At 65.1% G+C, this 23,344-nt stretch carries 20 protein-coding genes and 1 pseudogene; 14 read left to right on the top strand and 7 right to left on the bottom strand.

What is annotated here, in order from left to right:
• Positions 1–145 precede the first annotated feature (145 nt).
• The 3 genes from ABDW49_RS06500 to miaB all read left to right on the top strand — a co-directional run bounded on the left by ABDW49_RS06500 (position 146) and on the right by miaB (position 2,945).
• Positions 146–592, top strand: coding sequence for a MucR family transcriptional regulator (locus ABDW49_RS06500; RefSeq protein ID WP_343610578.1), 447 nt, complete (start codon positions 146–148; stop codon positions 590–592).
• Between the two features lie 191 nt (positions 593–783).
• Positions 784–1,209, top strand: a complete 426-nt coding sequence (locus tag ABDW49_RS06495) for a Fur family transcriptional regulator (RefSeq protein WP_343610577.1) — start codon at positions 784–786, stop codon at positions 1,207–1,209.
• A gap of 416 nt (positions 1,210–1,625) precedes the next feature.
• Positions 1,626–2,945, top strand: coding sequence for a tRNA (N6-isopentenyl adenosine(37)-C2)-methylthiotransferase MiaB (gene miaB, locus ABDW49_RS06490; protein ID WP_343610575.1), 1,320 nt, complete (start codon positions 1,626–1,628; stop codon positions 2,943–2,945).
• An 89-nt stretch (positions 2,946–3,034) separates the two neighbouring features.
• On the opposite strand, the gene ABDW49_RS06485 is transcribed toward miaB, so the two are convergent.
• Entirely contained in the window at positions 3,035–3,607 is a 573-nt protein-coding gene (locus tag ABDW49_RS06485) for a hypothetical protein (protein ID WP_343610573.1), read from the bottom strand.
• A 411-nt stretch (positions 3,608–4,018) separates the two neighbouring features.
• Here ABDW49_RS06485 and ABDW49_RS06480 point away from each other — a divergent pair.
• The 4 genes and pseudogenes from ABDW49_RS06480 (at position 4,019) to ABDW49_RS06465 (ending at position 7,567) form a co-directional block, all read left to right on the top strand.
• A pseudogene (locus tag ABDW49_RS06480) lies at positions 4,019–4,962 on the top strand (PhoH family protein).
• Positions 4,963–5,230: 268 nt separating this feature from the next.
• Positions 5,231–5,725 carry an rRNA maturation RNase YbeY gene (gene ybeY, locus ABDW49_RS06475; RefSeq protein WP_343610572.1) on the top strand — a complete coding sequence of 165 codons (495 nt, stop codon included), beginning with the start codon at positions 5,231–5,233 and terminating at the stop codon, positions 5,723–5,725.
• Positions 5,726–5,745: 20 nt separating this feature from the next.
• Positions 5,746–6,771 carry a hemolysin family protein gene (locus tag ABDW49_RS06470; protein WP_343610571.1) on the top strand — a complete coding sequence of 342 codons (1,026 nt, stop codon included), beginning with the start codon at positions 5,746–5,748 and terminating at the stop codon, positions 6,769–6,771.
• Entirely contained in the window at positions 6,680–7,567 is an 888-nt protein-coding gene (locus ABDW49_RS06465; RefSeq protein WP_343610570.1) for a LysR substrate-binding domain-containing protein, read from the top strand. Before ABDW49_RS06470 ends, ABDW49_RS06465 begins: the two co-directional genes overlap by 92 nt.
• A gap of 588 nt (positions 7,568–8,155) precedes the next feature.
• Here the strand turns inward: ABDW49_RS06465 and ABDW49_RS06460 are convergent.
• The 3 genes from ABDW49_RS06460 to ABDW49_RS06450 all read right to left on the bottom strand — a co-directional run bounded on the left by ABDW49_RS06460 (position 8,156) and on the right by ABDW49_RS06450 (position 11,248).
• The gene (locus ABDW49_RS06460) at positions 8,156–8,470 is read right to left on the bottom strand and encodes a hypothetical protein (protein ID WP_343610568.1); all 315 of its coding nucleotides are present in this window, start codon (positions 8,468–8,470) and stop codon (positions 8,156–8,158) included.
• 124 nt (positions 8,471–8,594) lie between these two features.
• A complete protein-coding gene (locus ABDW49_RS06455; RefSeq protein ID WP_343610566.1) occupies positions 8,595–10,520 on the bottom strand; it encodes a methyl-accepting chemotaxis protein in 1,926 nt (641 codons plus the stop codon).
• Between the two features lie 260 nt (positions 10,521–10,780).
• Positions 10,781–11,248 (bottom strand): peptidylprolyl isomerase, encoded by a 468-nt coding sequence (locus ABDW49_RS06450; protein ID WP_343610564.1) that lies wholly within the window; start codon positions 11,246–11,248, stop codon positions 10,781–10,783.
• Between the two features lie 146 nt (positions 11,249–11,394).
• Between ABDW49_RS06450 and mgtE the strand changes: the two genes are divergently transcribed.
• A complete protein-coding gene (gene mgtE, locus ABDW49_RS06445; protein WP_343610563.1) occupies positions 11,395–12,864 on the top strand; it encodes a magnesium transporter in 1,470 nt (489 codons plus the stop codon).
• A 37-nt stretch (positions 12,865–12,901) separates the two neighbouring features.
• Positions 12,902–13,309 (top strand): DUF1489 domain-containing protein, encoded by a 408-nt coding sequence (locus ABDW49_RS06440; protein WP_343610562.1) that lies wholly within the window; start codon positions 12,902–12,904, stop codon positions 13,307–13,309.
• Positions 13,310–13,550: 241 nt separating this feature from the next.
• On the opposite strand, the gene nudC is transcribed toward ABDW49_RS06440, so the two are convergent.
• Entirely contained in the window at positions 13,551–14,393 is an 843-nt protein-coding gene (gene nudC, locus ABDW49_RS06435) for an NAD(+) diphosphatase (protein WP_343614183.1), read from the bottom strand.
• A 75-nt stretch (positions 14,394–14,468) separates the two neighbouring features.
• Positions 14,469–15,554 carry an A/G-specific adenine glycosylase gene (locus ABDW49_RS06430; RefSeq protein ID WP_343610560.1) on the bottom strand — a complete coding sequence of 362 codons (1,086 nt, stop codon included), beginning with the start codon at positions 15,552–15,554 and terminating at the stop codon, positions 14,469–14,471.
• Positions 15,555–15,609: 55 nt separating this feature from the next.
• Between ABDW49_RS06430 and ABDW49_RS06425 the strand changes: the two genes are divergently transcribed.
• From ABDW49_RS06425 to smc, 4 genes are all read left to right on the top strand, one after another.
• Positions 15,610–16,203 carry a DUF721 domain-containing protein gene (locus tag ABDW49_RS06425; RefSeq protein WP_343610559.1) on the top strand — a complete coding sequence of 198 codons (594 nt, stop codon included), beginning with the start codon at positions 15,610–15,612 and terminating at the stop codon, positions 16,201–16,203.
• A gap of 74 nt (positions 16,204–16,277) precedes the next feature.
• Positions 16,278–16,988, top strand: coding sequence for a thioredoxin domain-containing protein (locus tag ABDW49_RS06420; RefSeq protein WP_343610557.1), 711 nt, complete (start codon positions 16,278–16,280; stop codon positions 16,986–16,988).
• A 94-nt stretch (positions 16,989–17,082) separates the two neighbouring features.
• Entirely contained in the window at positions 17,083–17,841 is a 759-nt protein-coding gene (locus ABDW49_RS06415; protein WP_343610555.1) for a thioredoxin domain-containing protein, read from the top strand.
• A gap of 6 nt (positions 17,842–17,847) precedes the next feature.
• Positions 17,848–21,276 carry a chromosome segregation protein SMC gene (smc, locus tag ABDW49_RS06410; protein ID WP_343610554.1) on the top strand — a complete coding sequence of 1,143 codons (3,429 nt, stop codon included), beginning with the start codon at positions 17,848–17,850 and terminating at the stop codon, positions 21,274–21,276.
• A 248-nt stretch (positions 21,277–21,524) separates the two neighbouring features.
• Here smc and ubiA read toward each other — a convergent pair whose 3' ends face one another.
• On the bottom strand, positions 21,525–22,457 hold the full coding sequence (gene ubiA, locus ABDW49_RS06405) for a 4-hydroxybenzoate octaprenyltransferase (protein ID WP_343614182.1): 933 nt from the start codon (positions 22,455–22,457) through the stop codon (positions 21,525–21,527).
• Between the two features lie 91 nt (positions 22,458–22,548).
• Here ubiA and ABDW49_RS06400 point away from each other — a divergent pair, with 91 nt between their 5' ends.
• A complete protein-coding gene (locus tag ABDW49_RS06400) occupies positions 22,549–23,307 on the top strand; it encodes a 16S rRNA (uracil(1498)-N(3))-methyltransferase (RefSeq protein WP_343614180.1) in 759 nt (252 codons plus the stop codon).
• The last annotated feature ends 37 nt before the right edge of the window (positions 23,308–23,344 follow it).

The following is a 23,344-nucleotide window of genomic DNA, read 5'->3' as shown; positions in this document are numbered from 1 at the left end:
TCGGACATTTCAGTTCTTATATTGAGACTTGAAGAAATCCGCCAAAAGCGTATAACAGTTTGCGTCGAGCAGGAAGTCGTCTCACAAAAGCTCCGCGAAGACGCCAAGAACAATCGGGTCGAAAAAAGATTAAAGGGTCGAAAAAATGGATAATATCAACGACATCAAGGAAACGCTGATCACCCTGGCCTCCGACATCGTCGCGGCCCATGTCAGCAACAACAACGTCGCGGTCGAGGAACTCCCCGCGTTGATCACCAATGTTTACGGTGCGCTGGCCTCGCTGGGTCAGGAAGCGCCTGCCGCTGAAGCGCCGCCCGAGCCGGCCGTGTCGATCCGCGCTTCGGTAAAGCCCGATCACATCGTCTGCCTGGAAGACGGCAAGAAGCTCAAGATGCTCAAGCGTCACCTCGCCACCCATTACAATCTGACGCCGGAACAGTATCGCGCGCGCTGGAACCTGCCCGCCGACTATCCCATGGTCGCCCCCAACTATGCCGAAAAGCGCCGCGAACTGGCCAAGCAGATCGGTCTGGGCCGCAAGCCCGGCGCCAAGCGCCCCCGCAAGACCAAGGCCACTGCCGCAGCGTGATCTTTATCGCCGTGACTGAAATGCATTATCATTAAGAGCATCGTGCGAAAAAGTGGGAACCGGTTTTTCGCGAATACGATGCGACATCCAGATCTTTGCATTTCTGTCATGGGGAAAATCACTTTTCGCATGCTTGCAGATTCGCCCCGCCGGGTTCATATCCGGCGGGGTCAATTATATCCGGATACACCGTGCACCAACCGATCGACATTGAAGCCCTGTGCCAACAACGCGGCCTGCGCATCACCGAGCAGCGGCGCGTGATCGCCAAGGTGCTGTCCGAAAGCAGCGACCACCCCGATGTGGACAAGCTGCACGAACGCGCCTCCGCGATCGATCCCGGCATCTCGATCGCCACGGTCTACCGCACCGTGCGCCTGTTCGAGGAAGCCGGCATCCTCGACCGCCACGATTTCGGCGACGGCCGCGCGCGCTATGAAGCCGCGCCCGAAGCGCACCACGATCACCTGATCGATGTGGAATCCGGGCAGGTCATCGAATTTGTGGATCCGGAACTGGAAACGCTGCAGCGGTTGATTTCGGAGCGACTGGGTTACCGCCTGGTCGACCACCGGCTTGAACTCTACGGCGTGAAGCTGGACAGCAACAAGAAGTAAGCATCTTTTACAGCATGCTTTAAAAAACGGCGGGGCTTCGGCTTCGCCGTTTTTGTTTGGGGTTTAAGATTAAAGGGAAGATGCGAGGGTGGCGTTTTTGATGGTCGCATTCCTCAAGAGGAATGCTCCGGGCCCTCGCGCTCCCATGAATGTCTACGTTGCACTTCGGGCTCGGCGTTGCGCCAAACTGGCGGCGCCGCAGGCAAAAATTCCTCGGGCAGCCTATGATCATGATTTACTGCCTGCGGCGCTTTCCGTCGCACAGGTGGATAGGCTGAGCGCGACGATCGGGCACCGCTGCCGCTTCGTCGGAAGACGTAACCGGGGGTGCAGGGGGCGCGGGCGTCCCCTGCTTTATCCTTCCTGACTTCAAATCCCTTCAAATCCGCCCCCATTTCGCGTAAGGGCGCGCGATCATGACCACCACCACCGCCCCCAAAACCTATCGCGTCAAGAGCTTCGGCTGCCAGATGAACGTCTATGACGGCGACCGCATGGGCGAATTGCTCACCGAGCAGGGCCTGACCGCCGCCGCAGAGGGTGACGATGCCGATCTGGTGGTGCTCAACACCTGCCACATCCGCGAGAAGGCGGCGGAGAAGGTCTATTCCGACATCGGCCGCCTGAAGCGCGAGGATGGCTCGGCGCCGCTGATCGCCGTGGCGGGCTGCGTCGCCCAGGCCGAGGGCGAGGAAATCATGAAGCGCGCGCCCAGCGTCAAGATGGTCGTGGGCCCGCAGGCCTATCACCGCCTGCCCGACATGCTGGCCCGCGCCAACAACGGCGAGCGCGTCACCGACACCGACATGCCCGCCGAGACCAAGTTCGACGCCCTGCCCAAGCGCCGCCGCTCGGGCACCAGCGCGTTCCTGACGGTGCAGGAAGGCTGCGACAAGTTCTGCACCTATTGCGTGGTGCCCTATACGCGCGGCGCGGAAATCAGCCGTCCCTATGGCGATCTGATCGAGGAGGCCAAGCGCCTCGTCGATGCCGGCGCGCGTGAGATCACGCTGCTGGGCCAGAACGTCAACGCCTGGACGGGCGAGAACGCCAAGGGCCAGACCGTAGGGCTGGAAGGCCTGATCCGCGAGATGGACGCCCTCCCCGATCTGGCGCGCATCCGCTACACCACCAGCCATCCCAACGACATGGCGCAGGGGCTGATCGACGCCCATGGCGATGTCGGCAAGCTGATGCCCTATCTGCACCTGCCCGTGCAGTCGGGCAGCGACCGCATCCTGCGCCTGATGAACCGCAGCCATTCGGTGGAAAGCTACCTCGCCGTGCTGGACCGCGTGCGCGCGGTGCGGCCCGATATCGCCATTTCGGGCGATTTCATCGTCGGCTTCCCCGGCGAGAGCGAGCAGGATTTTGCCGATACGCTGAAGATCATTGATCAGGTCGGCTATGCGGCGGCCTTCAGCTTCAAATACTCGCCCCGCCCCGGCACCCCCGCCGCGACCATGGACGAGCAGATCAGCGCCGAGGTGATGGACGAGCGCCTGAAGCGCCTGCAGGCTCTGATGATCGAGAAGCAGGTGGCGTTCAACGCCGCCTCGGTCGGCAAGGTGACGGACGTGCTGGTCGAGAAGCGCGGGCGCCAGCCAGGTCAATGGCTGGGCAAGTCGCCATGGCTGCAATCGGTGCATTTCGAGGGTGACTTTGCTGTCGGCGATCTGGTGCGGGTTGAACTGGTGCAGGCTGGGCCGAATTCTTTGGCTGGGAAGTTGATTTAAGGAAGAGACATGCGAGGGGGGTTACCCCCTCGCGCTCCCATAACGTCTTCCGGCGATAGGGTGATTGTAGCCCTGCCTATGCGCCGAGGCTAGGGCAACGGCAGTGCGAGCCCCGCGTACAAAGCGTTCACTGTGTCGGGGCTCTTGTTGACACTGTTGCGCCAGCACGGACGCACAGCCACCAAGGTCTCCCTAAGCCAATACTCTGCATACGCCCGCCCCGGCGAGCTTTTCAGATCAAAAAAGTCATTCGCATACGTAAAAACAAAGGGGCCAGCACGCCCTGCCGACTGCCCCATGTCAGCCCCCCTAGCCGCTCCGGGATGCCTGTCATGCTCTTCGGACAATTCTTCCATCTGCACCAGAAATTTGGGGCAAGTCTTAGCCGAAATAGCCCAATGGCCTTCTTGACCTTCAGCCCTCAGGGACAGTTCGGTGTCCTGCAATGATGGGCCGCACCAGCCACCTCTCGTCATATCAAGATACTTTTTTTCTTCCCCATCACCAATCACAATCGTTTCATCGATCAGCATCATACCAATGCACGGAGGAAGATTTGTTCTCGAAGCATTACGAGGCAACCTATTCGGATATGCCGCAGATGAAGAGGCTGGCGAAACGCCACTCACCAAACTGACAAGCATCAGCATGGCAATCATCATGCTTCGCATGCCCAATCCCCTCAAAACCAAAGTGCCGCAACCATACAATCCCATAAAGCCAGGCCACACCATCGAATTCTTAGCTGGTGCACTCTGGACACGCTCCTACCGCCTAGCCGAAGCGCAACGCAGACACTCATGGGAGCGCGAGGGTGTAACACCCTCGCATGTCACTTTCCTTCTCCCCTCTCCTTCCGAAACCGAAAAACTTTTCCACCGCCGCAACACCGCCCCCCGCTTGCACCCAGCCCAAGGCACCATATCTTGTAGGTGCATCCGGCTCACGCAACGACTCCGGGTGCAGACAAGGAGCGCATGGCCCGCAAGCATATCCGCGCCTACGAAGCATCGGCAGATGTGGCGCAACTCCGCCCTGAGACCTCTCGCCCCACCCGCCGCGCGCGATCGGAGATGGAGTTTGAGGAAGCCACCATTCTTGGCATGCTCTTCGGGCAGTTCGATTCCAATCTGGTGCTGATCGAGAACCGGCTTGGCGTCTATATCGCGGCCCGCGGCACCAAGGTGCAGATCGAGGGTACCGAGGACGCGGTGGCCCGCGCCCGCGACGTTCTCAACGGCCTCCACAAACGCCTGCTCGCCGGTCAGGATATCGACGCAGGCGCGGTCGAATCGCTGATCGCCATGTCCACCGAGCCCACGCTGGAGGGCATCATCACCGGCGATGCGCATCATCCGCCGATCATGATCCGCACCCGCCTGAAAACCATCGTTCCGCGCAGCCCGACACAGATCGAGTACATGCGCGCGCTGGCCAGCCGCGACATCATCTTCGGCTGGGCCCGGCAGGCACCGGCAAGACCTATGTCGCGGTGGCGCAGGCGGTCAGCATGCTGATCAGCGGCGCGGTGCAGCGGCTGATCCTCTCGCGCCCGGCGGTGGAAGCGGGCGAGAAGCTGGGCTTCCTGCCCGGCGACATGAAGGACAAGGTCGATCCCTATCTGCGCCCGCTGTACGACGCGCTCTACGACTGCATGCCCCCCGAGCAGGTGGAGCGCCGTCTGGCCAGCGGCGAGATCGAGGTCGCGCCCATCGCCTTCATGCGTGGGCGTACGCTGGCCGATGCCTTCGTCATTCTGGACGAGGCGCAAAACACCACCCCCGCGCAGATGAAGATGTTCCTCACCCGCTTCGGCCAGAACAGCCGCATGGTGGTGTGCGGCGACCCCAATCAGGTCGATATCCCCGGCGGCACGGCCATGTCCGGTCTGGCCGACGCGGTCTCGCGCCTGAGCGGGGTCGATGGGATCGCTACGGTGCGCTTCAATGCCTCCGATGTGGTGCGTCACCCGATCGTGGGGCGGATTGTCGAGGCTTATGAAGGGCCTCAGGCTTAAGAAGGAAGGGATAAGTGCGGGGGGGTTACCCCCTCGCGCTCCCATGACGTCTTCCGACGAAGCAGCAGTGGCACACGACCATCGCGCCCAACCAAACCCAAGGCGCCGCAGGCATTAAAACCGATAGCACTGTGTCATCAAACTTTACGGCCTGCGGCGCTATGAACCCGAGCGCCCATTCATGGGTGAGACACAACCTCGACAATAATGGGAGCGCGAGGGGGTAACCCCCTCGCATTTCACCTTCTTCCTCCTTAAGGCCCCTTCGATGCTCACCCTTGAAATCGACATCGAATCCCCCTGGCCCGAAACGCAGGACTGGGAAACGCTCGCGGAAAAAGCCGCTGCGGCCATTGCGCAGGTTGCGCCCGAACTCGCGCATGATCGCCTGATCGTCAGCCTGATCTTCACCAGCGACGAGGAGGTTCACGCCCTCAACAAGGAGTGGCGTGAGAAGGACAAGCCGACCAACGTCCTCTCCTTCCCCATGCTGGAGCGCGAGGATCTGCTCGATCTGGATGAGGACGGCCCTCCCGAAATGCTGGGCGACATCGCCATGGCTTACGAGACCTGCGCGCGGGAAGCCGAGGAAAAGGGCGCAAGCCTTGAAGATCACGCCAGCCATCTGTTGATTCACGGATTGCTTCATCTGGCCGGGCTGGACCATGAAATTTCCGAGGACGACGCCGTTGCCATGGAAGCGCTGGAAATAAAGGCGCTTGCGCTGCTCGGCATCGCGGACCCATATGGCGACAGAGTTTAAACGAAGAAGGAGTGCATAAAGTGGGGGCCGATCTGGGCCGGGCCGGCGACGGCGGCAATGGAGACGCGGACAGTAAAAGTTCGCTGTGGCGTGCTGTGAAGCGCTTTTTCGATAGCGGCGAAGTCGATCAGTCGCTGCGCGCTCATCTCGAAGAGGTCATCGACGAGCATGAGGACGCCGACACCGCGCAAGGCACCGCGCAGGGCGACCTTCAGCAGTCCGAGCGCGAGATGCTCCGCAATCTGCTCCATTTCAGTGAAATGGACGCCGCCGACATCTGCATTCCGCGTGGCGAGATCATCGCCGTACCCAACACCGCAAGCTGGGACGAGGTGGTCGCCGCCTTTGCCACCCATGGCCATTCGCGCATGCCCGTCTATCGCGAGACGCTGGATGAGGTGATCGGCATGGTGCTGATCAAGGATGTGTTTCCTTTCCTCGCCAGCGGTAACACGCCCACCGATTGGCTGACCCTGCTGCGCCAGCCTCTGTTCGTGCCCTGCCCGCGCCCGGCGCTCGATGTGCTGGCCGATATGCGCCGGGGCCGGGTGCATCTGGCGGTGGTGCTGGATGAATATTCGGGCACCGAGGGCATCGTCACCTTCGAGGATCTGGTCGAGGAAATCGTCGGCGACGTCGAGGACGAGCATGATGACGCCCCCGTCGCCCTGCTGGTGCCGCTGGAAGGCGGCCTGTGGGATGCCGATGCCCGCGCCCTGCTGGAGGATGTGGGCGAGGAAATCGACCCGCGCCTGGCCGAGGTGGAAGAAGACATCGACACGCTGGGCGGCCTGGCCTTCCTGCTGGCCGAGCAGGTGCCCGCCGTGGGCACCATCCTGCCGCATGACAGCGGCTGGCGCATCGAGGTGACGGCGGGCGATGAGCGCCATGTCACCCGCCTGCGCCTGCACCCCCCCCATCACTCACGACGAACCGACGGACGAGGACTGAGACATGCCGGCTTCACGCCGCCTCCCCCCCCTGCGCGCTCTGGAAGCCTTTGTACGGATTGTTCGGCTCGGCTCGGCCAAGGCTGCGGCCAATGAGCTGGGCCTGAGCCCTTCGGCCCTGTCGCGCCGCGTCGGCGCGCTGGAAGATTTCGTGGGCAAGCGCCTGTTCACCCGCCAGCATCAGGCGATGAAGCTGACCGAGGATGGCCAGTCCTTCTACAATGCTGTCTCGCCGAAACTGGAAGAGCTGGCCGAATCCGTCGAATCGCAGATGGAAACCAGCAATGTGATGCGCCTGCATCTGGGCGTTCCGGCGCTCTATGCCGGTGAGCGGCTGTTCCCGCATCTGCCCGAGCTGCGCAAGCTGCATCCGCGTCTGCATATCGACATCGACACCGGACCCCAGCTTGAGACGCGGCTGGGCAATTCGCTCGATGCGGCGATTGTGTTGTCGAAGGGGCCGGATGCTCTGTTGCATGCGGTGCGGCTCGACCACAATCAGGTGCATGCCTTCGCCACGCCCAAGCTGGCCGCCGAGATCGGCATGAACCCCGATCCGGCCAAGCTGGCGCGCCAGACCTTCCTGATCTCCAGCTCGCTGCCCGAAAGCTATGATGCTTGGAAGACCGCGCTGGGCATGGAGGATCTGGAGCCCGCCGCGATCGACCATTACGATTCGGCGCAGCTCATCCTGGAGGCGGCGGCTCAGGGTCTGGGCATCGCCATCCTGAACGACGACCACCCCGAACGCAGCGGCGACGAGCGCGTGGTGCGCCTGTTCGATGTGACGGTGGAGAGCCCCTACAGCTATTGGTTCGTCTGCCGCCCGCGCGAGCTGGAAAGCCGCCCGGTGCGCCTGTTCCACGACTGGCTGATCAAGACGATGCTGTAAGGTTAGGCCCGGCTGGGCAGTTTACGAGGCGGGTTCTTGTGACTGCTAGGTAGAAATTTCGGCCAAAAGCAGTCTTTCCGGATGCGATAACATTGCGGTCATAGCGAGCCTGCTTCTACCTCAGACTTTTGGGCTTCCACCATGCTAAACAAAGCAAGAGCAATCCGAATATGAAACTCGCAATTCCAATCCATCCAGCCACGAACGGCAAATCGGGAGCGCAGTAATCGAAACAGAACTTGCTTGGGCCAAAGGAAGGAGTGGCAACGTGAAATTTGCTGCCAAACCACGACCAGTTTCCCATGATGGCTGCATCAAGATAAAGCCGGACGACCCATGCTTGGACAAGTAAAGCGCAGAGGGCGACAAGAAAGAACAGCATTGCAGCGAGGAGGCGGCGATCTCTGTTCACTTATTAACTCCGTGATCGAAAGCAGCATAGGGCAGGCCAGTGGAGTCCGCTACCCAACTTTCCCGCCATTGGCTTCCCCGGGTTCATGCCCTGAAAGTTGCCGGGAGGTCAGATTTGTCGCGGAGGGCAGCTATCGGCCTTTGTGTGGGAAAAGCGGTCTAACCGGACTCGACAACTTAGCGGTCGTTCGCTACTTCGCCTTCTTCCGCAAAGCGATTGGCCACATTATTGAAATGCTCTTCGTTGGCCAAGCCACGCCCTTCATCGTAAAGGAAGAGGGTAACAGGACAGCGTTGACCACTTGCCCAGACAACGGCTTCCTGAACTGATACCGCTTCAAGGCACGCGCAATCCACGGTGAGCATTGGGTCGCTTTCAGGGGCTTGATCGGCATCAGCACAGCTATTGTCATGCTCTACGGCTTCCACAATAGCATTGACTTTCTGCCAGCGGTAAGGCCGCTCTCGCTTATCGATGATGTTCCAGATCATGGCTTTTCATACGAGTTGCTCACGGCTTTGCAATGTCCGCTCCCCCTAACTTCCCTGCCGTTCAACGCTTGCCCTCAACTCCCTTAAAGCCGCCCATTGTTCAGATTGAATCTGTCCACACGACCTAAAACTCCGACCAATCCTCTTCCGCCTCGCTGGCCAAAGCGGTGCTGCCGCTTGCAGCGGAGGGCGGGCGCCGCACGGCGCGCGCCGGGATCGCCGTGACCCGTTCGAAAGGCCTGACCTGCATCGGGGGGGGCCTGCACCGGGGCGGGAAGCACCTCCGGGGGCGGCGTCCGGCGGGCGCGAGGGTGGTCTGCACCACGCCGCTCAGGCTAAAGCGGCCGACGACCTGAGCAAGCCGTTCCGATTCATTGGCCAAGCTGGTGGCAGCGGCGGTGGTTTCCTCGACCAAAGCGGCATTCTGCTGGGTGGCCTTGTCCAGATCGGCGATCACGCCATTGACCTGGGCGATGGCATCGGCCTGCCGTCCCGACCCCTCGGCCAGACCGCCGATCATGCCTGACAGGTCGCTGGCCTGCCTCACGATGCGCAGCAATGCGGCCTGCGTCTGGCTGACCATCTCCACCCCATGCTGCACCTCGCGGCCCGAGGTGACGATCAACGCCCCGATCTCGCGCGCGGCCTGAGCGCTGCGCTCAGCCAGACTGCGCACCTCGCTGGCCACCACCGCAAAGCCCCGCCCGGCATCTCCGGCGCGCGCGGCTTCCACCCCGGCGTTCAACGCCAGCAGATTGGTCTGGAAGGAAATGCCGTCGATGATCTCGACGATGCCGCGCATCCGCTCCGAGGAGGCGGCGATCGAAGTCATCGCCGCGACCGCCTCGCCCATCTGCAAGCCGCTGGCGGTGGCCTCCTTTTCGGCATCCTGAGCGGCATGGGCAGCGCTGGCAGCGGCGCTGCGGGCCTCGGTGACCGAGGCGGTCAGCCCCTTGACCGTCAGCGCGGTCTCGCCAAGGCTGGCGGCCTGCTTCTCGGTGCGCAGCGCCAGATCCTGAGCGGCGGCCGAAATCTCGCCCGATCCCCCGCGCACCGCGCCGGAGGCATGGGCAACCTCGTCCATCTGCTCGCCCAGCGTTTCCATCATCACGTTGAAATCGATGCGCAATTGTTCATATTCGCTGGGGAAGGCCTCGCGGATGCGATGCTCCAGCCGCCCTTCCTTGAGCGCGCTGAGCGCATCCTCCAGCGCGCCGGTCACCTGCCGCTGCACCGCGACCTGCGCATCGGCCTCGGCGCGGGCACGCTGGGCGATGCTCAGCTTGATCGCATCGAGCGCGCGGGCGATCTCGCCCAGTTCATCCTGCTGATCCGCGCCGGGCACCACGATATCGAGCTGCCCCGAAGCCATGGTGCGCATCGCCTTGCGCAGCTTGTCCAGCGGCTTGATGACCCGCCGCGAGAACAGCAACAGGATCAGCCAGCCCAGCGCCACCCCGATGATGCCGGAAATCAGGCAGCGCCAGCTTGCCGCCTTCGCTTCCAGCATGTTTGTCCTGGAATAACGGTATGATTCCTCGACATTATAGCGGCTGCTGGCGTCCAGTGCCGCCTGCAGCGCAAAGGCATTGTGGATGAACTCGCCGCGGTAGAGCAGGATGGCGCCCTTCCGGTCTCCGCTGGCGCCGACATCGTGGACACGCAGCAAATCCACCTTGAAGGCGGCCCACAGTTTCACGGCTTTCTCGTAAAGCACTCCGTCCATGCGGTCGGAGATCAGCGGTTTATAGTCCTGCAGATCCTTGTCGACACGGGCCATGCTGGCGCGCAGGTTGGTTTCCGCCCAGTCGGCCTCCTGCTTGTCCAGCGCCATGAGATAGCGCGTGAGATAGACCCGCGAGAGTTCGAAATCCACCGTCGTGCGTCCCAGAACATCGACGCTGGGCACAAGATTCTCACTGCTGTAGGTCAGAACGGTAACGCCCGTGCGCGCGCCCATCACGGCCGTGAAAGCCCCCAGACCGATGATCACCGACAAGGCCAGAACCCCAGTCGTGATGACGGTACTGATCCTGAAACGGCCCAACATGACATACCCCCCAAGGGCAAGACGCGCGCAGGCGCGTGATCGCAGCCTTGCTGTAGGGCTTAAGTTTCAACCTCCCCCTGCCTGCGCCCAAGTGTCGGCGCGTGTCTTGCGGTTAAGATATGCTTTACGCTTGGCTCTGGGCAGCGGGATAACCGCCCGCCCCCAAAGGAAAAGGCCGGGCCACGGGGACTTCCCCCATGACCCGGCCCTTAAGCGTTGCGATTCGAGCCTTTGGGATCGAACGCAGGATGCTTGCGCGATCAGCCTTCCGAAACGGTGGCCTTCACGATGCTGCCGGGGTTACGCGGCGGCTCACCCTTGGGCAGCGCGTCGACATGCTCCATGCCCGATTCCACGCGGCCCCAGACAGTGTACTGCTTGTCGAGGAAGGTGGCGTCGTCGAAGACGATGAAGAACTGGCTGTTGGCCGAATGCGGATAGCTGGTGCGTGCCATCGACACCGCGCCGCGGGTGTGCGGCTCGGCGTTGAATTCGGCCTGCAGGTCGGGCTTGTCGCTGCCGCCGGTGCCGGTGCCGTTGGGGCAACCGCCCTGCGCCATGAAGCCGGGGATCACGCGGTGGAACTTGATGCCGTCGTAGAAGCCTTCGCTGGCCAGTTCCTTGATGCGCGCGACATGGCCGGGGGCCAGATCGGGGCGCAGCTTGATCACGACATCGCCGGTACCATTGCCGGTGTCCACGGTCAGGGTCAGAAATTCGTCGGCCATGTTCACTCCTTGAAAATCGCGGCATTTCCCGCTTGCCGGTCCTGCCCCGCCGCCGCGTGCCGCTCCCCGGCATCGGGGAGCAAAAAACGCACGGCAGGGCCTTTGCCCGGTTGCTTTTGCCGGTGGCATGCCTAGACCTCCTCGCGATGACTGTCGAGCCCAGCGCGCCCCTTGCCGAGCCCCATGATGGCCCTGATCACGCCGATCTGGACGTGACGCAGGATCACACGCCGCATAGTGAGCCCGAAAGCGACAGTCTGGACGAGGACAATCGCCTGAAAAGCGACTTCATCCACCGTGTGCGCGACGCGCTGGAGGCGGGCGAAGTCGATCAGGTCTACGATCTCGTCGAACCGCTGCACCCCGCCGACATCGCCGACCTTTTCGAGCTGGTCGATGCCGATGAACGCGGCGCGCTGGCTCACGCCATTTCCGACCTGATGAGCGGCGAGGTCTTCGCCGAAATGAACGACCACGTCCGCGAGGCGCTGGTCGACGAACTGCCTGCCGAAGACATCGCCGAAATCGCCGAGAACATGGACACGGATGACGCCGTGGCCCTGATCGAGGACCTCGACATCGAGGACCAGCAGGCGGTTCTGGCCGAGATGGAGCCGGAAGACCGCGCCGCCATCGAATCGGCGCTGGCCTATCCCGACGAATCCGCCGGCCGCCTGATGAGCCGCGACGTCATCGCCGTGCGCGAGGCGATGTCTGTCGGCGATCTGATCGATTACCTCAGCAGCAATGGCAACGGCCATCTTCCCACCGAATTCTGGGAAATCTTCATCGTCGATGCGCGGCATCATCCGCTGGGCACCTGCGCGCTGTCATGGCTGCTGCGCTCGCCGCGCGATGTTGCCCTTGCAGACGTGATGAAGCGCGACCAGACGCTGATCCCGGTGACGATGGATCAGGAAGAGGTCGCCCTCCGCTTCCAGAAATACGCGCTGATTTCCGCCGCCGTTGTCGATGAAAGCGGGCGCCTCGTCGGCCAGATCACGGTAGACGACGTGGTGCACATCATTCAGGAAGAGGCGGGCGAGGACGCTCTGGCCCTGTCCGGCGCGGGCGACGGCGACATCAACGAGCCGCTGCACCTGACGATCAAATCGCGCCTGTGGTGGCTGTTCATCAACCTTGGCACCGCCATGCTGGCCTCATCGGTAGTCGCGGCCTTTCAAGGCACGATCGAGAAGCTGGTGACGCTGGCCGTGATCATGCCGATCATCTCGGGCATGGGCGGCAATGCCGCGACGCAAACCATGGCGGTGACGGTGCGAGCCCTCGCCACCAACCAGCTCACCAACCACAACACCTGGCGCATGATCATGCGCGAATGGTGGATCGCCAACGCCAATGGCTGGGGCCTTGGCGCGCTGATGGCGCTGGGCTGCCAGCTTATCTACCACGATATGTGGCTTTCCGTGGTGGTGGTGCTGGCGATGATCCTGAACTCGATCAACGCGGGCCTGTCGGGCGTGCTGATCCCCATCGGTCTGGAAAAGCTGAAGATCGACCCCGCCGTGGTCTCCACCGTTTTCGTCACCACCATGACCGACACGCTGGGCTTCTTCTTCTTCCTTGGCCTGGCGGCGGCTTTCCACCTGCACTGAGCTTGACCGGGGGCCTTCGCGCCCCCACCTAGGCGCCATGGCCGACCTTCCCCTCAACATGACCAAGATCGCTTTCGGCGCCGAAAGCGCCGCCAGTCTGCGCGCATGGCTGGAAAGCCACGCCCCCGGCGAGGCGCGCATCACCACCCGCTACCTGCCGACCCGCGTGAAAGAGATGGAGGGCGGCTCGCTCTTCTGGATCCACGCGCATATGATCGTGGGCCGCTCGCCTATTTTGGGCTTCGAGCAGAAAGAGGATGGCCGCTTCTGGGTGCGCCTGTCGCCCGAGCTGATCCCCGTGGCGCCGATGCCGCGCCGGGCGCATCAGGGGTGGCGCTATCTGGCGGGCAAGGATGCGCCTGCGGATCTGGGCTCCGGCGGGGATGGATCGGAGGCCCTGCCGGGGCATCTGGTCAGTGAACTGGCCAAGTTGGGGTTGGTTTAAGGTTTCAGAAAAAGAGAGACATGCGAGGGTGTTACACCCTCGCGCTCCCATTCATTGTCAACTTTGCGCTTCGGGTTCAGCCACAGAGCAAGGCCGCCGCGCCGCAGGCAGAGGAATTTGATGCCTGCGACGCATTGGGTGGTGCAGGTGGAGAGTTCGGGCGCTTCGATGCGGCAACCTGCCTTTTCGTCGGAAGACGTTATGGGAGCGCGAGGGGGTACCCCCCCTCGCATCTTTCTTCTTACCCCTTCAACCAATGATCCATCAGATGCCAAGCCACCGCATGCTTGCCCGGAGCATCGAAAGCCACACCTGCCTCGCCCCTCTCCCGCGCCTCCATCGCCTCGGCGACTTCGGCGCGCGAGAACCAGCGCACATCCTCCAATTCGGACTCATCCATCGTCAACTCGCGCGACAGGGCGCGGGCGTGGCAGCCCAGCATCAGCGATGAAGGGAAAGGCCAAGGCTGGCTGGCGATGAAGCGCACATCCTCCACCGCGATCCCGGCTTCCTCAAAGATCTCGCGGGCGACAGCTTCTTCCAGCGATTCGCCCGGCTCGACGAAACCGGCCAGCGTGGAATAGCGATGCACGGGAAAGCGCGGCTGGCGGCCCAGCAGCAGATCGCCGTCATGCTCGACCGACATGATAACCACCGGATCGGTGCGGGGGAAATGATCGGCGCCGCAAACCTCATTCACGCAGCCGCGCTGCCAGCCGCCCTTGCCCAGCAGCGTGGGCGAACCGCAGCGCGGGCAGAAGCGATGGCGGGCGTGCCAGCCGACAAGGCTGCGCGCCAGCCCATAGATCGCCAGATCGGAGGGCCCGATGCTGGCCATCGCCGCCCACAGCGCAGGCGATGCCGGGCCGATATGGCTCTGCTCGGGGCGCGGCACGGCGGCGAAGGAGCCGACACCTTCGGCATCGACACCGAGGAAGACCAGTTCGGCGTCCCCTGCCTGCGCCACCTTGCCCCAGACCAGCGCGCCATCCCCGGTCAGTTGCGGGTCGATGCCGTCGAGCAGCAGCAGGCGGGCTTCGGGCGCCGAGGCCAGAGCTTGCAGCGCAGCTTCATCGCGACGCAGAGCGTCGGCGCGGTCGAGAAGGCTGCCGGTGAAGGCGACGGGGGGGGCGGCCGCTCCTCAGGATCGTGTCGAGGGTCATGGGGTCTCCAGTTCAAGTCCCGCCATGGCGCGGGCTGCGGCGCGGGCGAACACAGTGGGCAGGCCCGCCTCATCCAGACGGGCCAGCGGCCACCATTCGCCCTCGCCTGCGGGGGGTGTGGTGACTGTAGCGCCCTGCACCGTCATGGTCAGCGAAAAATGTGTGAATACATGGGTTACGGCACCCAGATCACGCCATGCCGCGGCAAAGGGAGGCTGGCGGGAACCATCGACCCGCGCCGTCCAGCCATCCTCGGGCAGAGCGCGCATGCCGCCCAGCAGGCCCTTGCCCTCGCGACGCACCAGCCAGACTTCGGGGCCTTGCGCGCCTTGTCGGGTGATCCAGAAAGCGGTGCCGGTGCGCGCGGGCTTGGCAAGCTTGGGCGGCTTGACCGGATAGGCCTCGGGCCGGCCTTCCGCGCGCGCCTCACACCAGTTCGCCACCGGGCAGATCAGGCATTTGGGCGAGCGAGGGGTGCAAATGGTCGCCCCAAGGTCCATCATCGCCTGGGCGAAATCGCCGGGGTGATCCTCAGGCGTCAGCCGGTCGGCGCCTTCACGGATCAACCCCTTGGCGGCAGGCAAAGGCGTGTCGATGGCAAACAGCCGCGAGACCACCCGCTCGACATTGCCGTCCACCACCACCGCGCGCTGCCCAAAGGCAATCGAGGCCACCGCCGCTGCCGTATAGGCCCCCAATCCCGGCAAAGCCCGCAGCCCCGCCTCATCCTGCGGAAAGGCGCCCAGTTCAGCCACCACGCGGGCGCATTCCACCAGACGCCTGGCGCGGGAATAGTAGCCCAGCCCGGCCCATGCGGCCATCACGTCCTCCTCGGGCGCGGCGGCCAGCGCGGCCACATCGGCCCAGCGCCGGGTGAAGGTCTCGAAATAGGGGATCACCGCCGCCACGGTGGTCTGCTGCAGCATCACCTCCGACAGCCAGACGCGATAGGCCGCCATCCTCGGCGCACCGGGCGGGGCGCGCCACGGCAGCACGCGGGCATGGTCACGGTACCATGCCAGCAGCGCCTGGGTGACGGCTGAAACTTCGGTGAGTAGCGGGGTCTGGCCTCTGGCATCCATGGCGCGCCTATGGCATGGCCCGGCCTTCAAGGAAACGCCGTGGAGGTGCAGGGCCATGGACGAACAGCAGAAAACGGGCCGCCCTGCCCCAAAGGGCAAGCTGCCCAAGGCCAAAGCTGCCGACAGCAAGGCAAACAAGGCAAAAGAGCCCAAACGCTTCGAACGCGCGCGCGGCGGGCAGGCGCGGGTCATCTCCGATCTGATGCCCGATGTGGGCCGCAGCGCCTTCCGCCGATTCGGCTTTGTGCAATCCAGCGTGGTCACCCGCTGGCCCGAAATCGTGGGCCCCGCGCGGGCGAAAATCTGCGCGCCCGAATCCATCCGCTTCGCGCCGGGCGAAAAGGGCGACGGCATCCTGCAACTGGTGGTGGTGCCCGCCCATGCCCCGATCGTCAGCATGATGCTGCCCGAGATCGTCGAGCGGGTGAACCGCTTCTTCGGCTATAACGCCGTGGAGCGCGTGAAGATCAGGCAGGGCGAGGTCAAACCGCGCCCCTATGCCCCCGATGGCGCCAGCCAGCCCCCCGTGCTGCGCCCCATTCCGGTCGAACTGGGCGACTCGCTGCGCGACATCGGCGACCCGGAGTTGAAGGCGGTTCTGGAATCGCTCGCGCGCAGCCTTGCAGGACGCGACGAGGAAGGCCAATAATGCGCGCCATGCTTTGCTCCACAACGCTTGTTCGCCCGCTCCGTTCGTTTGCCGCCCGCGCCATGATCGCGTTGATGGCCATGCTCGGCGCCTTCACCCTCAGCCCGGCGCAATCGGCGCCCACCAAGGCCCCTGCCCACGCCTCTGCGCCAAAGGCCGCGACCAATGCCTCGGGCCATAATTTCGGCAACACCATGACGGTCACGCCCGATGGCGGCCATATGCTGGGCGACCCCAAGGCTCCGCTGCACCTGGTGGAGTATATGAGCTACACCTGCCCGCATTGCGCCCATTTCGAGGCCGAGGGTGTGCCCACCTTGCGCCTGACGATGGTCTCGAGCGGCAAGGGAACGCTGGAAATCCGCCACTTCCTGCGCGATCCGGTCGATATGGCCGTGGCGCTGCTGACCAATTGCGTGCCCGCCAACAAGTTCTTTTTCCTGCATGATTCCTTCCTGTCGCAGCAGAGCAAATGGCTGGCCCCGGCCTCCAGCCTGTCGAAGGAACAGCAGCAGCGCTGGTTCGAGGGCAATGTCCCCACCCGCATGCGCGCCATCGCCAACGACCTGAAGCTCTATGATTTCGTCGAGGCGCGCGGCCTTTCGCGCAGCGATGCCGACCGCTGCCTCACCAATGAGGCGATGGCCAAGCGCATCTCGGCCCAGACCGCCGACGCCCAGGCCAAGGGCGTGAACGGTACGCCGGGCTTTGCCATCAACGGCGTGCTGCTGGCCGGCACCTATGACTGGGCCACGCTGCGCCCCCAGCTTGAAGCACGCATGTAACCAGACTTCCCCCGCCTCCGCTGCCCCCCGCGGAGGTTCCTCCACCGGCCTTGCGGCCACAAGCAAACCGTCACCCAAGAGGACAGGCCTGATCATGACCACCTTTTCGCCGCGCCTTCGCCAGCGCGCTTTTGCCGCCGCCGCCATCCTGCCTCTCGCGCTGGGCCTTGCGGCCTGCAAGAAGGCCGACAACGCCACCTCCAGCACGCCCACCGTGGCCGCGCCCACCACGCCGCCCGCCGGCAAGCAGTGGTCCGACGTGATCGTGCCGACGGCCGAGGGCGGTCTGGTGATGGGCAACCCCGCTGCTCCGGTGAAGCTGGTGGAATATGGCTCGCTGTCCTGCCCGCACTGCGCCAAGCTGGCTCAGGAAGGCATGGAGAAGATCGTCAACACCTATGTGAAGAGCGGCAAGGTTTCCTATGAATTCCGCAGCTTCGCCATCCACCCGCAGGATGTGCCGCTGACCGTGCTGGTGCGCTGCGCGCCCACCGAGGCCTCCTTCGGCCTGATCGAGCAGCTCTTCATGAACTACGATGCGGTGGAAAAGCGTTCGGAAGCCGGTTTCCCGCAGGCTCAGGCCTCGCAGAACCAGCCCCCCGCGCAGCGCCTGATCACCGTCTCCGACGCGCTGGGCTACACCGAGTTCTTCTCGGCGCGCGGCCTTTCGGTCGACCAGCAGCACAAGTGCCTGGCCGACACCGCCGCCGCCGCCAAGGTGGCCAAGGAAGCCGAGAACATCAGCAACAAGGGCATCGAATCCACCCCCACCGTTTTCGTCAACGGCAACAAGGTCGGCTCCAGCGAATGGAGCGATGTGGACAAGGCCCTGCAGGCCGCCGGCGCGGTCTGATCCTGCATGCGTATCAGCCGGCTCAAACTGTCGGGCTTCAAAAGCTTCGTCGAGCCGGCTGAACTGCGTATCGAGCCGGGGCTGACCGGCGTTGTCGGCCCCAATGGCTGCGGCAAATCGAATTTGCTGGAGGCCATCCGCTGGGTGATGGGCGAAAGCAGCGCCAAATCGATGCGCGGCGGCGGCATGGAAGATGTGATCTTCGCGGGCACGGCCAGCCGCCCGCCGCGCGATTTCGCCGAAGTGGTGCTGGGCGCTCAGGATGCCGAGGGCGAGCCTCTGGAGGTCGTGCGCCGCATCGAGCGCGGCGCGGGCAGCGCCTATCGCCTGAACGGACGCGACTGCCGGGCCAAGGATGTGGCGCTGGTCTTTGCCGATGCCGCGACAGGCGCGCATTCGCCCGCTCTGGTCAGCCAGGGCCGCATCGCCGCCGTGATTGCCGCCAAGCCCGCCGACCGCCGCGCGATGCTGGAAGAAGCCGCAGGCATCGCCGGGCTTCACGTCCGCCGCCGCGACGCCGAGCAGAAACTGCGCGCGACCGAGGCCAATCTGATGCGCCTCGACGACATTATGGCCGGGCTGGACAGCCAGATCGTCACCCTGCGCCGTCAGGCCCGCGCCGCCGAGAAATATCGCGGCCTCTCCGAGATGATCCGCACCGCCGAGGCGCGCGTGCTCTTCGCCCGCTGGCGCGAGGCGGCAGAGGCCGCCAAGGCGGCGCGCGCTCAGGCCAGCGCCGCCGAGGAGCAGGTGGCCAAGGCGCAGACACTCTCCGCCATCGCCCAGAACCGTCAGGCCGCTGCCGTGCAGAGCATGGCGAAAGTCCGCGATGTGCTGACCGACCGGCGCGACGATGCCCATGCGCAAGGCAATCTTCTGGCGCAGTTGACGACGAAGCTGGAAGGCGTCGAGCGGCAGTTGAAAGACCTCACCCGCCAGCACGCAAGGCTGGAGGAAGATCAGGGCGAGGCCGACCGCCTGACCCGCGATGCCGCCGCCGCCATCGAGCAGCTGGAGCGCGACCACGACACCGCCCGCACCGCTCTGGCTCAGGAAGAGGCGCGCCGCCCCGCCCTCGCCACCGCGCTGGAACAGGCCGACCGCGCCGCGCGTGAGGCCGAGGTCGCCTCGGCGCAGGCCACCGCCAAGCAGGCGGGGATCGAGGCGGAATGGCGCGTGGCCGATGCGCAGGTCAGTGCCGCGGCCAGCCGGTTGGCGCGGGCTCAGGGTGAAATCGAGCGGTCGGCAGCAACCATGCGCGCGCTGGAAGCCGCAGGCGATGTGGAGGCGGAACTGGTTGCCGCTCAGGCCGCCAATGCCGCTGCCGCGCAGGATCTGGCGCAGGCGCGTGCCGCTTTGGACGAGACCCAGAGCGCCAAGACATCCCTGCAAGCTTTGCGCGATGCGGGCGCGGCAGCGGTGGCATCGGCCCGCGCCGATCTGGCAGGCATCGAACGCGAACACGGCGCCCTGCTGCGCGACCGCGAGGCGCGTGCCAAGGCCGCCAAGGGCGCGGCGGGGCAGCGACTCGCCCTCGACCATCTGCGCGCCGAGCCGGGCTATGAGCGCGCTCTGGCGGCCGTGCTGGGCCGCGATGCCCGCGCGCCGCTAGGGCCGGCGCCGGCTCAGGCCGAGGGCCGCTTCTGGACCGGCGCCAAGGCGCCAGCAGCTCTGCCCGATGCTCTGGCCGATCATGTGCCCGGCGCGCCGCCCGAATTGGCCGCCCGTCTGGCACTGGTGCAAGTGGTGGAGACCGACGATGGCCGCGCCCTGCCCCCCGGCGCATGGCTGGTGACCCGCGCCGGCCATCTGCGCCGCTGGGACGGTTTTGTCGCGCGCGGCGAAGGCGCGGCGGAAGCGGCGCGGCTGGAGGCGGACAACCGCTTTGCCACGCTGGATGCACAACTGCCGCCGCTGCGCGAGACCTTGGCTCAGGCCGAGGCGGCGCAAACCAGGGCGGCTGCCGATCTGGCCGCCACATCGCAGGCCGCCGTGGCTGCCGAGCGTGCCGTAACTCAGGCCTCCGAGGCCGAACGGCAAGCGCTGCGCCGCGTGGACCGCGCCGAGTCCGAGAAGGAACGCCTCGCCCGCCGCCGCGCCGAACTGGCCAGCGCCGCTCAGGATCTGGAGCAGCAGTTGGAGGCTGCGCGAGCCGAACATCAGACCGCTCTGGATACGCGCGCCGCTTTGCCCGCGCCCGATGCGGGCCGCGCCGAACTGGCCGAGGCTCAGGCCCGCCATCAGGCCGCGCGCGTCGCGCATCAGAACGCTACGGCGGCGCTCTCCGCGCAGGACCAGATGCTGGCCGTGGCGCGCGAACGCGTGATCGCCCAGGCCGCCGATATGGCCAGTTGGCAGGCGCGCGCGGGCGACGCCGCGAGGCGCCTCGCCGAAATGGGCCGCCGCTTTGCCGAGATCGAGGAAGAGCGCGCCGTGGTCGCCGCCGAGCCGCCTGCGCTGCAAGCCCGCATCGCCGAGGCCGAAGCGATCCGCAACCGCATCGCGGGCGAACTGGCGCAGGCCGAAAGCGAACTGGCCGCCGCCGCCGCCGAAGCCCAATCCGCCGAGGCCGCTTTCGCCGCAGCCCAGAACGTGCTCGCAGATGCCCGCGAGGCCCGCGCCGGCGCCTCCGCCCGCGCCGAGAATGAGGAAGAGCGCCGCACCGAAACCAACCGGCTTTCCGGTGAGCGGTTCCAGTGCCCGCCCCCGCTGCTGCCCGAGCGCTTCGCCTTCGACGAAAACGACAGCGTCTCGGCCGCTGACGAGCATGCCGCGATGGACCGCCTGTCCTCGGAGCGCGAGCGCATCGGGCCGGTCAATCTGGTGGCCGCCGAGGAGCTTGCCATCGCCGAAACCCGCGCCAGCGATTCGCAGCGCGAGCGGGCCGAACTCACCGAGGCCGTCGCCCGCCTTCGCGGCTCGATCGGAAGCCTGAACCGCGAGGGCCGCGAACGCCTGCGCGCCGCTTTCGAGGCCGTCGATGGGCATTTCCGCCGCCTGTTCACCCGCCTGTTTCAGGGCGGCGCGGCGCATCTGGCGCTGGTCGATTCGGATGATCCGCTGGAGGCCGGGCTGGAAATCTTCGCCCAGCCGCCGGGGAAGCGTTTGCAGTCGCTGACGCTGCTGTCGGGCGGCGAGCAGGCTTTGACCGCCGTGGCGTTGATCTTCGCGCTGTTTCTCACCAACCCCTCGCCGATCTGCGTGCTGGACGAGGTGGACGCACCGCTGGATGACGCGAACATCGAGCGGTTTTGCGATCTGCTGGAAGCCATGGTGGGGGAAACCGACACGCGCTACCTGATCGTCACCCACAACGCCGTTACCATGAGCCGGATGCATCGACTGTTCGGGGTGACGATGGTGGAAAAGGGCGTGTCGCGACTGGTCAGCGTGGATCTGGAGGCGGCTGAGGCCTTGTTGGCTGAGGCTGTTTAAGAAGGAAGAGAGAATGCGAGGGTGTTACACCCTCGCGCTCCCATTATTTGTCAGCCTTGGCGCTTCGGGTTCGGCCTTGGAGTAAGGTCGCCGCGCGGCAGGCAGGGAAAACTGATGCCTGCGGCGCTTCAGGTGGTGCAGGTGGAGAGCCGTGGCGCTTCGATGCGGCGCCACTGCCATGTCGTCGGAAGACGTTCTGGGAGCGCGAGGGGGTAACCCCCTCGCATCTTTCCTCCCTTCAAACCCCTTCAGGCATTCCCCACCACCCAACAGGCCAAAGCCATCAACAACCCCGCAAACCGGTTCGAGCGGAAGCGAGCCAAGGCGCCGCCGCCATCCTCGGGGTTCAAACTCAGCGCCTGCCACAGCAGATGCGCCGCCGCCGGGGCCAGCGCCGCCAACACCAGCGCATCCGGGCGCAAGCGCCAGAAGGCCAGTCCCCAGCTGACAAACGCTACGGCGTAGAACCCCAGCACGCCCTCGCGAATACGCCCGCCCAGCGACAGGGCGGAGGAGCCGATGCCGACCAGTACGTCGTCCTCGCGGTCCTGACAGGCGTAGATCGTGTCGTAACCCACGCACCAGCCCCAGCAGCCGAGGTAGAGCAGGCCGAGGACGTCGAGGCGTTCGAAGCCCATCACTTCCACCCAGCCGACAGGGGCTCCCCATGTGAAGACCAGCCCCAGCCAGGCCTGAGGCCAGCCAGTGATGCGCTTCATAAAAGGATAGGCCGCGACCAGCACCAGCGAGCCCAGCGCCACAAGCTGCGCCTGCCAGTGAAGTTGCAGCAGCACGATCAGGCCGATCAGGCACAGGGCCAGCAGCCAGATCCATGCGGCTTTTTTGCTCACGCGGCCGCTGGCGATGGGGCGGGCGCGGGTGCGGGCGACCTGCTGGTCGATGTCGACATCGACGATATCGTTGTAGACGCAGCCCGCGCCGCGCATCGCCACCGATCCCAGCAGCAGCCACGCCAGCAGGCCCCAGCGCCCGGTCATCAGCGAGGGCATGCCCCCGCCCAGCAGCACGCCCCAGGCGCAGGGCCAGAACAGCAGCCACCAGCCGATCGGGCGGTCCAGCCGGGCCAGCGCCGCGTAATCGCGCGCGACCGGGGGCAGGATCGCCATCAGGCCGCGATGTTCGCTGTCGGGCACGGTTTGGGGCTGGATGGGCTGGGTCATCTGCGCGGCATATCGCTGCGGCTGCGCGCTCACAAGGCCTGCTCTGGTCTTGGGTTCACAGCGGCGCTAGGGAGGGCCCATGAGTGACCATCTGCCCGCCACCCCCGCCTGGCCGCCGCGCAGCGCGCCGCGTCTTTTTGTGCCCGGACCGCTGGTTCAGGATGCTCAGGTGGTGATCGAGGGCGCTCAGGCGCATTATCTGGTCCGGGTGATGCGCATGAACGTCGGCGATGCCGTGATCCTGTGCGATGACGCCTGCGGCGAATGGGCTGCGCGCGCCACGCATGTCGGCAAGCGCGATCTGGCCGTCACCTGCGAGATCCTGCTGCGCCCGCGTGAGGATGTGCCCGATTTCACGCTGTGCGCGGCGCTGCTCAAGAAGGACCGCTTCGATCTGGTGCTGGAAAAGGCCTGCGAGCTGGGCGTGGCGCGCATCCAGCCGGTGCTGACCCGCCGCTGCGTGGCCGACAAGCTCAATCTGGACCGCGCCCGCGCTCTGCTCACCGAAGCCGCCGAGCAATGCGCCCGCACTGCCCTGCCCGTGCTGGCCGAGCCGGTGAAGCTGGATGCCTTGCTGAAAGCTTGGGAACCCGCACGCGCCCTGTTCTTCGCCGATGAGACCGGAGGCGCCCCCGCCGCCGCGACCTTCATCGCCAACACAGGCCCCGCCGCCCTGCTCACCGGCCCCGAGGGCGGCTTCGACGAGGGCGAGCGCGCCGCCATCCGCGCCCTCTCCAGCGCCCATCCCATCACCCTGGGCCCGCGCATTTTGCGTGGCGAAACAGCCACAATCGCCGCCACCGCATTATGGATGGGGGTAATTGGAGACTGGTCGGTACAAAATTCTTGATTTTCTCCCGCAAATGCTCAAACGCGCTGGCTGCGGG

Origin of the sequence: Novosphingobium sp., from assembly GCF_039595395.1 — a bacterium.
In the GTDB taxonomy this organism is placed as follows: Bacteria; Pseudomonadota; Alphaproteobacteria; order Sphingomonadales; family Sphingomonadaceae; genus Novosphingobium.
The sequence above is the reverse complement of the archived record's forward strand: the minus strand, read 5'-3'. Positions and strand labels throughout refer to the sequence as shown.